This window comes from Streptococcus sp., from assembly GCF_032481935.1.
Classification (GTDB): domain Bacteria; phylum Bacillota; class Bacilli; order Lactobacillales; family Streptococcaceae; genus Streptococcus.
This window is the reverse complement of the sequence record NZ_JAWERU010000038.1, coordinates 1-457: the sequence shown is the minus strand read 5'-3', so window position 1 is coordinate 457 and position 457 is coordinate 1. Positions and strand designations below refer to the sequence as shown.

At 50.1% G+C, this 457-nt stretch carries 4 tRNA genes; all 4 read right to left on the bottom strand.

From position 1 onward, the window contains the following. Positions 1-18: 18 nt before the first annotated feature. A tRNA-Met gene (locus E7C97_RS07550) sits at positions 19-92 on the bottom strand. A gap of 10 nt (positions 93-102) precedes the next feature. After that, positions 103-192, bottom strand: a tRNA-Ser gene (locus tag E7C97_RS07545). A gap of 64 nt (positions 193-256) precedes the next feature. Continuing rightward, a tRNA-Ile gene (locus E7C97_RS07540) sits at positions 257-330 on the bottom strand. A gap of 34 nt (positions 331-364) precedes the next feature. After that, positions 365-435 (bottom strand) — tRNA-Gly (locus tag E7C97_RS07535). Positions 436-457 lie beyond the last annotated feature (22 nt).

Below are 457 nucleotides of genomic sequence, written 5' to 3'. Positions count from 1 at the left end.
CTGAGCTACCGAGCCTTATTGCGGGAGCAGGATTTGAACCTACGACCTTCGGGTTATGAGCCCGACGAGCTACCGAGCTGCTCCATCCCGCGTTAATAAAAAAGGAGGATGTGGGATTCGAACCCACGCACGCTTTTACACGCCTGACGGTTTTCAAGACCGTTCCCTTCAGCCGGACTTGGGTAATCCTCCAAAATAGTTTATACGGGAACAAGCCCGTGTCCTCTTAATGAAAAGATAAATGGACTAAACACTATGGGCACGAGTGGACTCGAACCACCGACCTCACGCTTATCAGGCGTGCGCTCTAACCACCTGAGCTACGCGCCCAAGTTAAAAACTTGGTACAAAGAACAAAGTTCAAAGCGGGTGACGAGAATCGAACTCGCGACAACAGCTTGGAAGGCTGTAGTTTTACCACTAAACTACACCCGCTAAAATGGGAGTTAACGGGATC